This is a genomic window from Vibrio sp. TRT 29B02 (assembly GCF_050113655.1).
GTDB lineage: Bacteria > Pseudomonadota > Gammaproteobacteria > Enterobacterales > Vibrionaceae > Vibrio.
In genome coordinates this window covers 92282-105572 of record NZ_JBNJOJ010000015.1, presented here as the reverse complement: position 1 = coordinate 105572, position 13291 = coordinate 92282, and the positions used below count along the sequence as shown (strand labels likewise).

General features: G+C 46.5%; 10 protein-coding genes. 3 read left to right on the top strand and 7 right to left on the bottom strand.

What is annotated here, in order from left to right; translation table 11 throughout:
- From ACQEXT_RS11310 to fabB, 4 genes are all read right to left on the bottom strand, one after another.
- Positions 1–2797, bottom strand: a 2797-nt coding sequence (locus ACQEXT_RS11310) for a FimV/HubP family polar landmark protein (protein WP_426952076.1), incomplete at its 3' end; no start/stop codon positions are given.
- Between the two features lie 200 nt (positions 2798–2997).
- On the bottom strand, positions 2998–4011 hold the full coding sequence (locus tag ACQEXT_RS11305; RefSeq protein WP_138973766.1) for an aspartate-semialdehyde dehydrogenase: 1014 nt from the start codon (positions 4009–4011) through the stop codon (positions 2998–3000).
- Positions 4008–5141, bottom strand: a complete 1134-nt coding sequence (locus ACQEXT_RS11300) for a 4-phosphoerythronate dehydrogenase (protein WP_426952074.1) — start codon at positions 5139–5141, stop codon at positions 4008–4010. The genes ACQEXT_RS11305 and ACQEXT_RS11300 overlap by 4 nt, the downstream gene beginning before the upstream one ends.
- Positions 5142–5405: 264 nt before the next feature.
- Complete coding sequence (gene fabB, locus ACQEXT_RS11295; protein WP_426952072.1) at positions 5406–6617, bottom strand: beta-ketoacyl-ACP synthase I; 1212 nt, start codon at positions 6615–6617, stop codon at positions 5406–5408.
- 129 nt (positions 6618–6746) lie between these two features.
- Here fabB and mnmC point away from each other — a divergent pair, with 129 nt between their 5' ends.
- Positions 6747–8765, top strand: a complete 2019-nt coding sequence (gene mnmC, locus ACQEXT_RS11290) for a bifunctional tRNA (5-methylaminomethyl-2-thiouridine)(34)-methyltransferase MnmD/FAD-dependent 5-carboxymethylaminomethyl-2-thiouridine(34) oxidoreductase MnmC (RefSeq protein ID WP_426952071.1) — start codon at positions 6747–6749, stop codon at positions 8763–8765.
- Between the two features lie 66 nt (positions 8766–8831).
- Here mnmC and ACQEXT_RS11285 read toward each other — a convergent pair whose 3' ends face one another.
- On the bottom strand, positions 8832–9356 hold the full coding sequence (locus ACQEXT_RS11285; protein WP_426952069.1) for an NADPH-dependent FMN reductase: 525 nt from the start codon (positions 9354–9356) through the stop codon (positions 8832–8834).
- Between the two features lie 135 nt (positions 9357–9491).
- Positions 9492–9755 carry a YfcL family protein gene (locus tag ACQEXT_RS11280; protein ID WP_138973761.1) on the bottom strand — a complete coding sequence of 88 codons (264 nt, stop codon included), beginning with the start codon at positions 9753–9755 and terminating at the stop codon, positions 9492–9494.
- A 155-nt stretch (positions 9756–9910) separates the two neighbouring features.
- Between ACQEXT_RS11280 and ACQEXT_RS11275 the strand changes: the two genes are divergently transcribed.
- Together ACQEXT_RS11275 and ACQEXT_RS11270 are read left to right on the top strand one after the other, a co-directional pair.
- On the top strand, positions 9911–12133 hold the full coding sequence (locus ACQEXT_RS11275) for an LruC domain-containing protein (RefSeq protein ID WP_426952067.1): 2223 nt from the start codon (positions 9911–9913) through the stop codon (positions 12131–12133).
- A 13-nt stretch (positions 12134–12146) separates the two neighbouring features.
- Positions 12147–12647 carry a hypothetical protein gene (locus ACQEXT_RS11270; RefSeq protein WP_426952066.1) on the top strand — a complete coding sequence of 167 codons (501 nt, stop codon included), beginning with the start codon at positions 12147–12149 and terminating at the stop codon, positions 12645–12647.
- A 7-nt stretch (positions 12648–12654) separates the two neighbouring features.
- Here the strand turns inward: ACQEXT_RS11270 and ACQEXT_RS11265 are convergent, their stop codons facing one another.
- Complete coding sequence (locus ACQEXT_RS11265; RefSeq protein WP_138973760.1) at positions 12655–13185, bottom strand: elongation factor P hydroxylase; 531 nt, start codon at positions 13183–13185, stop codon at positions 12655–12657.
- Between the last annotated feature and the right edge of the window lie 106 nt (positions 13186–13291).

The window sequence follows — 13291 nt, the reverse complement described above, 5'->3', positions numbered from 1 at the left end:
TCTCTGAAGTCTCTGAAGTCTCTGAAGTCTCTGAAGTCTCTGAAGTCTCTGAAGTCTCTGAAGTCTCTGAAGTCTCTGAAGTCTCTTTTAGTGTTTCGTTAAGCTCCTGCTGCGCAAGTACATCTTCTTGCTCAATTTGCGGCTGTTCTGATCCCGCTTCAGACTCAAACTCATCGAGTTCAACCCTAGGTTGTTGCTCAACGCTGACGGTCTCTTGTTCTGGCGTGTGACCTTCAACTTCGTCAATCGCAGACGTCAGCCAATCATCTTCTTCATCAGAGTCTTGTTCATCAGACGCCACTTCCGCCGCGTCAGTAACCGCAGATTCACCAACAGGATCCAGTTCGGATTCCAGCGCTTCATCTTCAAGTTCGTCGATATCAAATTGTGGGTTTTCGACTTCCTCAATGGCTGACGTTAACCAATCATCTTCATCCTCTGGCTCTGGCTCTGGCTCTGGCTCTGGCTCTGGCTCTGGCTCTGGCTCTGGCTCTGGCTCTGGCTCTGGCTCTGGCTCTTCAGGCTCAGATATCTGCTGTTCAGTGTCAATAGCGACATCATCCACCAGCTGAGGTTCTTGCAAGTCATCTAGGTCTAACTCATCAAGTAACGGATCCGCTTCAGGGGCAGAGTTGATCATGTCATCAATAAAATCATTGCTAGAGAAGACTTTTTCAACTTGTGGCTCTACAACTGTCTCTTCTGGCAGTACGTCTGATTGCGCCTCAACCTCGGTGCTCTCAATTTCAAGTAGCTGCTCAAACAGGTCAGTCGCGTCGTCACCCAGTTCGTATTCAGTCTTGGATGAATCTGATTCGACAAGCTCCTCAATCAGTTCGGTGCTTTGTGAAAGATTCACCTCTTCCGTATCTAGGTCTCCGCCAATCAGTTCATCAAGCTCAGCATCTAGGTCAAACTCATCTTCACCCTCAGCACCGTCGACGATGTCATCCAGTAAATCCGTGCTGTCTTGCGTAAACTCTTCATCCGCGCCAATCAGTTGATCAAATACATCGGATTGAGTGCTCGGTTGCGGTGCTTCATTCAAGCTATCTTCAACAAGCTCATCGAGCAACTCGGTGCTTTCCGAGCTTATTTCAACACTTTCCTCGTCTAATAACTCATCAAGAAGTGCTGTCTCATCAATGGAATTTGCTTCTAGCGCCTCTAGATCGGCCTGCGCTTCCATCTGCGCAAATATGTCATCAATTTCATCATCAGACGCGAAATTTGGCTCACTCAGGTCTTTACTCGATTCATCACTCAAATCGAACGATTCGGCACCTTCGTCAAGTAAGCTATCGAAATCAAGATCATCGCTACTCTCGCCCTGCACCTCACTAAATAGGTCATCAAGAAGAGATTGATCCAGTTCCGTTGAGCCGAGATCTTCGCTATCACCATCTCCGGCCAGTAAAGAGTCAAACTCGTCTTGTGAGAATTCACCATCGTCGGATAAGTCAAACCCTTCATCATCGTCTGGGTCATCAATAATGACTTCATCTAAAGCACGTTCCATCTCTTCGAGACCAAGCGCTTTTTCATCGCCATTCACGCTGATGCCATTTGAGCTCATGTCTACATCAGCTAACGACTCGTCAAGATCACCATCATCACCAATTCCGGCAAATGGATCATCTCCATCCTCGCCTTCTAAGTTGAAATCGAGGTCGCTGTCATCTAAGTCAGCAAATACGTTGTCTTCATCAGCCTGTTTGCCATCAATGTCACTGTCGTCACCAAATAGCTGCTCGCTATCCGAGTCACCGAAGAGATCGTCATCAAGCAACAAATCATCATCAATATCATCGTTAAGGGTTTCTGGGACAATCGGTGCCACAGGCTGAACTGGTTGCTGTTCAGCTACGGTTTGTTGAGCGTCTTCTTTCTTACGACGTCCAAGTAACATCACCACAAACAAACCAATTAATAAACCTGGAATGATCGCTAACGCCGCAACCAACCAAGTATTCGAGAATAACTGGTCCATCGCTGAAGGCGCCATTTTCTGCTCTTCAGCCACTCGTTGACGTTCCGCTTCAAGCAGTTTCTCTACTTCATTGCGAATACGGTTTTCGTCGCCCAGTTCATCTTTTAGTACATCGACTTCTGACTGAACTTCAGCAAGCATTAGGCGCAATTTGTGATTTTTTTCTTCCAGTGCAAGTAGCTCAGTTTCAGAGCTTTCAAGCTGGTTTTCTAGAGAACTGACCTGTTTTTGCTTTTCTTGCTCTGCGATAACTTTTAGTTCACTGCCGGTTTCTATTTGTTCAGGCTTCGTCGCAGATGGCTCAGTGGTCGTTTCTGTCACAGGTGGGCGAGCAGTAACCGTAGGTTTTACCTTCTCAACAGTGGTTGGGGTAACGTTTTTGCCCAAACGTGCTTGATGAGAAGCCATGACATTAATGGCTTCTTGCGTGCTTACAGCGCGAACCTGTTCTAAAGATGGGATACGAATGGTACTGCTTGGAATAAGCTCATGGATATTCTGATTGTCAAACGCTTGAGGGTTTAATTGAAAAATGGCGTATAGCGTTTGTTGCACAGTCACCGACGGAGAAGGACGCAACTGCGTAGCAATACTCCAAAGTGTTTCCTGCTCAGAAGTGGGGCCATAAAAACGAGAAGGCTCAGTTGTAGCGCGTGAATTACGTGAAAGAGGCTCTGAGAATTGGGGAGATGACTGGATCTCGCCGTTAGGCCCTTTAAGGCGAATGCTCTCCGCGCTTACTAATGATGTTTGAGTCACGGCAACTATTGCTAATGGCAATAATAGACGCTGTAGTAGTCGACGCATATAAGGCTCAGCTATGTGCTCAATTAAATAAAATACAATGATCTGTTAAATATATCGGATAAACCCACCAAAACTATAGGTATAGAGGTAAAAAATGTGTGTCCAACGCCATATTCGCATTAATCTCACATAAATTTTCTCGATTCGATTAAAAAAGCCCCACTTGAAAGCGAGGCTTCAATAACAATCTAATTTCGAGATTAGTAGTAATCGCGAATCAAGACTTCAGCAATCTGAACAGCATTGGTCGCTGCACCTTTTCTAACATTGTCAGCAACAACCCATAGGTTTACACCACTGTGGTGGCTAATGTCGTTACGGATACGGCCAACCATGACGTGATCTTTACCACCAGCGTCGCGAACTTGAGTCGGGAAATCTTCACCTTGGAATACTTCTACGCCTTCCGTTTGTTCCAATAGGTTAATCACCTCTTGAGCATCAATTGGCGCACAAGTTTCAACGTGAATGGCTTCCGCGTGACCGTAAAAGACAGGTACACGAACACAAGTTGGGTTCACGGTAATCGCTGGGTCATTGAAGATTTTCTGCGTTTCCCACACCATCTTCATCTCTTCACGGGTGTAACCATTTTCCATGAACTGATCAATCTGTGGGATACAGTTGAATGCGATTTGCTGTGAAAATTCACTGTTCTCAGCTGGCATACCGTTAAGCAGTTTTGCCGTTTGACCAGCGAGTTCATCAATGCCAGCTTTACCCGCACCAGAAACTGACTGATAAGTCGATACGTTAATACGCTCAATACCAACCGCATCATGAATTGGCTTCAGAGCTACCAGCATTTGAATCGTTGAGCAATTTGGGTTGGCGATAATATTGCGATTGCGAAACTCTGCAATGGCTTCAGGGTTCACTTCAGGTACAACAAGTGGGATATCGTACTCATAACGGAACTGTGACGTATTATCGATCACAATTACGCCTTCGTCCGCTGCAATCGGAGCCCATTTTGCCGACAGTTCACCACCGGCAGAGAATAAAGCGATATGAGCTTGTGACCAGTCAAATTCTTCGACGTTTTGCACACGTACGGTTTTACCGTTAAAACGGTAAGTCTTTCCTTCACTGCGTTCACTGGCTAGCAGATATAGCTCACCGACTGGAAACTTGCGCTCTTGTAGCACTTCTAAAATAGTTTCACCGACCGCACCGGTCGCACCTAATACGGCAACGTTATATTGTTGGCTCATTGACTTACCTCAACCTGAAAACCTAATTTTTTTAGGGGTGATAAACGACAACTGTCATCACCGACCAATGTGACGGCACTGTATTCTCGACGATCCCAGTAGTTCTTACGCATCAGGTCGAATGCACCTGGCTGACTGATCTCGCGACGGAATAAGGCGTCATCTTTACGCACATCGTAGACGAGCTGAGTGATGTTATGCAGCGTAGCTTCATCCCAATCACGATCCAATACCAGCTTAGGTACAGGAGCGGTTGGCAGCAAGTCACTGGCGTGCGCACGTAATTCGTTATCTAAGAACTCACAGTAGCTATTGAAAATCATCGTCGTTCCGCGAGCTTTGCCCTCTAGACCATACCCAGCGACATGAGGGGTTGCGAATGCTAGCAGAGGCAGAAGCTCCATATCAACCTCTGGCTCAAATTCAAACACATCTAACGCTGCAATAAAGCCATCGTTGCGCTGTAAACGTGCTTTTAGAGCCGAATTGTCAACGACTGGACCACGAGCGGCATTGATTAAAATTTGGTCACCGCGTAACGTATTGAGGACTTCTTCATCGATCAAATTATGAGTAGGATGCTTACCACCCCGAGTAATCGGTGTGTGGAGAGTAATGATATCGGCTTGACTCAACAGCGCCTCAAGAGGTGTAAACTGACGCGAATCCCCCGCATCTTGCTTAGGTGGATCGTTAATCAATACCTTGATTCCTACACCTTGCAAACATTGTTGCAAGTAACTGCCAACCTGTCCGGCACCAATGATACCAACCGTTTTATCAAAAACAGAAAAACCGTGTTGTTGAGCCAGTACCATCATGACACTGAACGCGTATTCTGCGACCCCTACTTTGTTACAACCTGGTGCCGCGGTGAAAAATATTCCTCGCTCTCGAAGTAAATCCTGATCAACATGGTCCATCCCCGCGGTTGCCGTCCCGACAAATTTGAGTTTGTTCGCTTTTGATAGCAGTTTTGCGTTGACCTTAGTAACAGAACGAATCATCAAGGCGTCGACATCGACAAGGTCATCTTCAGTTAGTGTACGACCAGATTTTAGAACCACTTTGCCAAGCTGGCTAAAAAGCTGCTCTGCATAAGGCATATTTTCATCAATAAGGATTTTCATCTGTCTGTAGAGTGGGGTTGAATTGCAATGAGATTGATTGTGCAGAAAAGGCTCCTCAGTGTCGAGGTAATAATGCACTCAGGTAGCGATAAAGGGTAAAGAGAAAAATGCCCGGCTAAATAGCCGGGCAATAGTCCAGAACAAAAGGATCTTAACCCGCTCTCCATGGGCTAAAGTCTGCGTCTGTTAGGTTAATCTTTACTAATAAAGATTAACCAGCTCTGGAAACTGGATTGCGAAGCATCATCTGCTCAGCAAATTCAGTTAGCCTTGGTACTTCTTGATCACTAATGTTGCGTTCGTACCACCAAAGCCAAAACTGTTTGACATCACGGTCGTTAGCTCGACATCACGCTTTTCAGTCACGATATCTAGGCCCTTAGCCGCTTCATCTAAATTAGCAATGTTAATGCTTGGAGCGATGAAATCATTGGTCAGCATTAGCGTTGAGTAAATTGCTTCGTGCACACCAGCAGCACCTAGTGCGTGACCTGTCATTGCTTTGGTTGCAGAAATAGCTGGGCTGTTGTTGCCGAATAGCTCTTGGATTGCACCCAGTTCTTTAACGTCACCAACTGGTGTTGATGTGCCGTGTGTGTTGACGTAGTCAATAACATCCACATCTTGCATCGCCATCTTCATACAACGCACTGCGCCTTCACCAGAAGGAGCAACCATGTCATAACCGTCTGAAGTCGCGCCATAGCCTACGATTTCACCGTAGATTTTCGCGCCGCGTGCTAATGCGTGTTCGAGTTCTTCGATCACCATCATGCCACCGCCGCCAGAGATAACAAAACCGTCACGGTCAGCATCGTAAGTACGAGAAGCTTGGTCTGGAGTCTCGTTGTACTTAGTCGATAGTGCTCCCATAGCATCAAACATCATAGTTTGAGACCAATCTAGTTCTTCACCACCACCAGCAAAAACGATGTCTTGTTTGCCTAGTTGGATAAGCTCCATCGCATGACCAATACAGTGTGCTGACGTCGCACACGCAGAACTCATAGAGTAGTTCACGCCACGGATTTTAAATGGTGTCGCCAAACACGCAGATACGGTTGAAGACATAGTACGAGGCACCATATATGGGCCAACACGTTTCACGCCTTTTTCACGCATAGTGTCCGTTGCGACAGTTTGGTTTAGTGCCGATGCACCGCCAGAACCTGCAACAATACCAGTACGGTCGTTAGATACCTGTTCGTCGGTTAAACCTGCATCTTCAATTGCTTGCTGCATTGATAGGTATGCATAAGCAGCCGCATCACCCATAAAGCGCATCTGTTTACGGTCAATGTGTTCTGCTGGGTTAATCTTTAAGTCACCCCAAACCTGAGAACGTAGGCCGTGTTCTTTAAACTGCTCAGAGGCAGTAATACCAGATTTACCTGCTTTAAGAGACGCTAAAACTTCTTCGACGTTGTTACCGATACTTGAAACAATACCCATACCGGTGATTACGACTCGTTTCATTATGACATTCCTATAATTCAAAAATCCGCCTGATAATAACTAAGATAGCGGGGAAAAGTGGTCAGCTTTCCTCTAAAACCGTACAATTGCAATCATATTATCGTCTTTATTCACATTATTTCCGACACTATGACCTCGATTACTAATGCCCAACTAGGCTGGAACGAAGCTGGAACCCCTGTTTCTGACCAGTTTGATGATGTCTATTTCTCCAACGTCAATGGACTAGAAGAGACTCGCTACGTGTTCTTACACCAGAATCATCTGCCACAAAGATGGCAAGAATGTGACCAACGTAGATTTGTCATCGCAGAGACTGGCTTCGGAACTGGCCTTAATTTCTTAGCCGTTTGGCAATGGTTTGCTCAATTTAGGCAACAAAATCCAACTTCGCCATTACAAGAGCTGCATTTCGTGAGCTTTGAAAAATATCCGTTGAGTAAAAACGATCTCATCAAGGCTCACCAATCGTGGCCTGAACTGGCAGAGTATGCGGAAAAGCTGCAAAAACACTACCCTATCGCGGTACCAGAATGTCATCGAATTGTACTAGACGATGGAGCTATAACGCTTGATTTATGGTTTGGTGACATTAAAGATTGCATGCCAAAAGTGCCTGTTTCTGAGCAAGGTCTAGTCGACGCTTGGTTCTTAGATGGGTTCGCACCAAGCAAAAACCCAGAAATGTGGAACCAAGACTTATTTAACGGTATGGCAAAATTAGCGAAACGTGATTGTACTTGCGCGACATTCACGGCTGCGGGTTTTGTACGTCGAGGTCTCATTGAAGCGGGCTTCGCAATGAAGAAAGTCAAAGGCTTTGGCACCAAACGAGAGATGATCGCGGGCGCACTTTTAGAGAAGCAGCCACACACGAACATGATACCTTGGTTTGCTCGTCAGCCAAGTCAGAGTGTTGAATCCGTCGCTATTATTGGTGGCGGCATCGCCAGTGCCACACTTGCCACTACCCTTGTCCGCCGTGGAAAAAAAGTCACGCTCTACTGTCAAGATAGTGCACCTGCTGAAGGCGCTTCAGGAAATCGACAAGGCGCAGTCTATCCTTTACTGAATGGGACACACGAAGGCGTGTCGCGAGTATTTGCGCCAGCATTCTTGTTTGCCCGTCAATTTGTTGAACAAGCTGCACAGCAGATAGAGTTTGACCACCAGTGGTGTGGTGTAACGCAGCTAATGTGGGATCAAGCAACCAACGTTAAGCTTAACAAAATGCTTGAAGGTAACTTTGATAGTCAGCTCATTCATAAACTCGATGCTCAACAGACCAATGACGTTGTTGGCCTTCCTCTCGATATGGAAAGCGTTCACTACCCGCTTGGTGGTTGGTTAAGCCCTGCTCAGCTAACCAAAGGGTTACTGGATAAACTCGCGGAAAACCCTTTATTTGCCTCTTACTTCAACTGCAAAATTGAACAGCTAGACTGGCAGGAAGATTCCCAGAGCTGGACTTTGGTAAGTCATAACGCGTCGTTCCAACACGATACCGTCGTCATTGCCAACGGCCATCTGTTTGACCAATTTACTCAAGCTGCGCATGTCCCATTAGGGAAGGTCAAAGGTCAAGTCAGTCACATTCCAACAACAGAGACGCTGGAGAAACTCAAGACGGTATTGTGCTATGACGGCTACATGACCCCCGTGAACCCGAATAACCGCCATCACTGCATTGGCGCTAGCTATGATCGCTCTCATCTCGACAATGAGTTTGACCCTGTGGCGCAGCAAGACAATGGTGACAAACTGCGCAAATGCGTACCAAACCAAGCTTGGCCACTCCAAGTTGATACGTCATCGAATCAGTCGCGTCAGGGCATACGCTGTGTAAGTCGAGACCATCTGCCATTTGTTGGCAACCTTGGTCAGTTTGAAAAAATCAAAGCTTGCTATCAAAACCTTCAACAAACAACGATTGATAGTGCTGAACAAGTACCACAATATCCAAACTTGTTCTGCCTATTAGGTTTAGGCTCACGAGGGCTAAGTTCAGCGCCGCTGCTAGCGGAAACGCTCGCCTCTCAGATCTGTGGTGATCCGCTGCCTCTACCTGTGGATGTTTTGGAAAGCTTACACCCTAGTCGAATGTGGGTTCGCAAATTGAGAAAAGGGAAAGCCATTACGGAACTGTAATTAGCCTCAGAACAAAAAAACGCAGTCTCTTACACTGCGTTTTTTATCTGTAGTCACTGAGCTTGGTTAGGCTAGCTTAGCAACAGCGGCTTTGATTTCATCTGCAATGTCTTGGTTGGTAATCGCCGCAGTTTCAAAGTCAAAGTTATCATAGAAACTTGGGACGGATACCGACGCCTTCACATCAGCACCAAAGTAAGGAGCGGAAGCTGTGGCGGCAGCAAGAACCGTTTGTGCACCGCCAGGGCCAGGAGATGTCGCCAAGTAAACAACGGGCTTGTTTTGGAACACACTGCGTTCAATGCGAGTCGCCCAGTCAAATAGGTTTTTGTATGCCGCTGGGTAGTAGCCATTATGTTCAGCATAAGAGACAACAATGGCATCCGCTTCAGCAAGATCAGCGAGAAACTCTCTTGCGCCTTCAGCTTGTCCAATTTCTTTTTCTTTGTCTTCACTAAACATCGGAACTGAATAATTGTTGATGTCTAAGACTTGTACCTGCGCACCTTCCACTTGTTGAGCGGCATAGGTTGCTAACGCTTTGTTGATTGATGTTGAACTGTTTGATGCCCCAAATGCTATGATCTTCATAACTGCTATCCTGTTGTGTCTCAGTATGAGCATTAGAATATCGAGCAGCCAATCACGCAACAAGCGCAAAAATACAAAGAGGTTGTTCGAAAAATTCGAACAACCTCTTAGACGATAGATTGACGTCGCCGTTGGTTAAGCGTTGTTTACCAGCTCTAACCACAAATCATTGACGATAATACGGTCCGCCGGCGTCAGCTCCGAACGTGCTGCATCCAAACTTTCCTGAATACGACTCTTTAATGTTTCCACATCATTAATGCCATCTTCTTCGCACGAAGCGGCAGAAAGCGAAATATGACCACGCAGATAACCACCAGCAAAAAGTTCATCATCTGACGCCGTCGAAATACGTGCATCTATTAGCTCAAGTAGCTGCTCTTCAAATTCAATAATCATTTTGCGATGTCGCCTAATCAGTTTGCTTCTCAAAAAGAACGCCAAGCTTCTCACATTGAGAATTTCAACGCAAACCCTATATACAGCAAGGCCTGATAGTGTGGCATGGACAATGCAGTTTCCCTTATATCGCTCAGCCAAAACAGGGAATGACAATGAAATTAAAACGTATAAATCAGCGCTTCCTACTACTCTTTGCATGTTGTAGCTACAGCATTTATTACGCGCCATCCAGCCACGCTGGAGACGTCAGCTTTGGTGAATGTCCCACTGAGGCATTCCTTATCCAAAACCCCACAGGAACTCCTGTCGCGTTTGGTGTGAACATCGATTTAGGCAGTTATCGCGTCATGCCCTCTACTCTGGGTTTAGCCAATCTAAATGGGATAGGTTTTAGTGAACATGACCGATTCATTTATGGCTGGGACTATGGTGTTAATGGCGAACTCGGTACGCTCGCTCGCATCGACGCCAACTTCGATAAAACGCGACTCGAGCTTATCATGCCTGCGGGTACTCCCGATCGTTTCTATGTCGGCGACGTGTCACTCAACGAAAACGCTTGGTATGGTTACCGACCAAACAGCGGGTTGTATAGAGTCGACCTAGACACGCTAGAGATGACGCTTGTCGCGCCGCCTTCTCAATTTTCTAAACCCAACATTCATGACTTCGCCTTTCAACCAGACGCCAACAATAACCTTGCCTATAGCCTAGACGCCGACGGTTATCTCTGGGTCGTGGATGTTACACAAGGCACTGCCACGCGTATGAATCAGGTGCTCAATGAAGCTCAACTTGGTTTCAACTTTACCTTCGGTGCGATTTACTTTGATGTGGATGGATACCTCTACGCCAGCAATAACAGCAATGGCTATATTTTCAAAGTCACCCTAAACAATCCTCATACACCAGGGACGTCAGACTACTCGTCATGGCAGCCTAGTGCGGTCCTGACGGCTTACGGTCCATCAAGTAATTCGAATGATGGTGCTCGATGTGCGTCAGCGCCTGTCGAAGCCGCAGAGTTGACCGACTTTGGCGACGCACCAGACAGCTATCAGACGACCTATGCTCAGTCTGGTGCACGACACGGCATAGGAGCTCTAGAAGACACTTCTAGCTTGCGACTTGGCGCAATTGTCGATGGTGAAACCGAAGGTAATCCACCGCCTTATAGCGATGATATTTCAGACAATATTGACGATGACGACGGTGTCGAGTTTCCTGTGCCAATTCAAGTTGGTAGTACTTCTATGGTCCAAATCACAGTTAATGGTGCCACTTCGGAAAGTGTGCTAAATGCTTGGATGGATTTTGACCGCGATGGCACCTTCGATAGTGAGGAAATCATCATCACTGATCTCTCGGTCAGTGATGGAACACAGTCACTATTTTTCACTGTACCTACTTGGGCTGTCAGTGGTGAGAGTTGGGCAAGATTCCGTATCAGCAACACCTCAGGGATTGGACCTAGTGGTGGTGTACCACAGGGTGAGGTTGAGGATTATCCTATCGACATTACCGAAAGTGGCGTATCAACCGAGATCTACCCTCTAGGTGGGAACTACACCACATTTGCCTATGAAGATCAGTACCCGCTTCAAGGTGACTATGACATGAATGATGTTTTGATGAATGTAAAATACACGGAATATCATCTCAATAGTCAGGTAATTCGAGTCAAAATTGAGGGTCAAATTGCGGCTCTTGGTGGAGATAATCACTCTGGTTTTGCCATTCGCTTACCTAACATTGCAAGAGAAGATATCAAGTCTGATTCTGTTGTTCTGACTGTTAATGGTCAAAGCCAAGCCTCAGAGGTTTTGGAACTAGGCACAACCGATGCCGTATTTATCATCCAGCAAGACTTGTGGGACATCACCGAAGCGGGTGAAGCAGAAAACTGCACCATGTTCCGTACACAGTTGAACTGTGGCACAGCATATCGCCCAAGTTGGCGCTTACAGTTCTCCTTTGCTAACGCACCAGCAACAAGCGTTATGCCGGAGTTTCCATATGACCCTTTCATCTTTGCAGCACCAGGTCACTACTATGGAGATATTGGTTATCAACTGACAGGGGGCTATCCCGGACGTGGACTCGAAATCCACCTTAAAAACAACCCGCCTACGGCAAAATTTGACAGCCGCTACCTTGCTCTCGGCGAGGACGCCTCCAGTGGGAACACCCATTACCACACCAGCAATGGTCTACCATGGGCGATTGAAATCCCGCTCAACTGGCAGCACCCATTGGAACAGATCACCATACTCGACGCCTATCCAAGATTCGGGGACTTCGCCCAAGACCCACAAGGGTTAACTGAAGCCAATTGGTATGTGGAAGCTAACAACAACAAAATTTACGTCGACTAGCGAGGATAAGACTATGCACATCAAATCAGTAACACAGTTTATCGGATCTACTCTCGCTTGCTTGACTCTTTTAACAGGTTGTGGGGGCGGAGGCGGTGGCGATGAAGGTGGATCAGGGAGCACAGGTTCAAGCGGCGTTACATCAACCCCGACAACAGCGGCGGCTTCTGCCCAAGTACAAACCCTTGAAGACTTAAACATTAGTTACGACAACAGTCTCGAATCTGTCTACAGCGTTGATGTCGATGTCATTCTGAGCCAACTGGCTGACAAGCAGGCCTATATATCGATATGCGACAATAGCTCCGCTAAGGGTGATGCTGACCTCGTCGACTACGAGAGCTGTTTGGTCAAATCATCGTTGACTGCGGGGCTGGCAGAATTCGATTTAAGAGTAGTCAATCATTGCGACTCACTGATTGCCGTCATTTGGGTGATGGAGCCGGATCAGACTCCACTCGTCTACACGTTCGACTACAGCGGCCAGAAAGAGAATACTTGGCTTATTCAGTAGCGTTAGGCTACTTAACTTCAAACTGCGCAGGCGTGAGTTCCGCGATACTGTAGAATTCACGTAGCGCATCAGACAACATTTGAACTCTGAGCGGTAATCCCACCTGAAGAATTGACATCACCTCAGCGTGAACTTTGGCCATAAACGCCAAACGATCCGGTTCAAAGCTACCATTGAGATTGTCACAACTGACAGTGAACGGAAAGCCTGCACTGGCGGATAATATCCATTCGTATGCTTGCGGGCGGATTTCTACTTTTTCGAATTCAGCTTGCACGGCTTGAGTGCGTCCATCAGGCTCATACCAATAACCAAAATCTTCCACTAAGCGACGCTCTGGCCCAGCCACGCACCAATGGGCAATCTCATGCATTCCTGACGCATAGAAACCACGAGCAAAAATAATGCGATGATAGGGGTAGTCATTGTCAGCAGGAAGATAGATTGGCTCATCTCCCCCTAACTCCAACTTGGTGTTGTATGAGTGAAAAAAAGTTGTGTTAAAGATATTGATTAAGTCTTGATACTCGTGGGTCATAGCTAAATTAACGGGCTGGTACTATCGCGGTCTGCATTCTCTCATTTTTGCTGAAAAATGCAAAACCCTACTTAGGGCATTGATATTAGAAATAGTAATCTGAAAA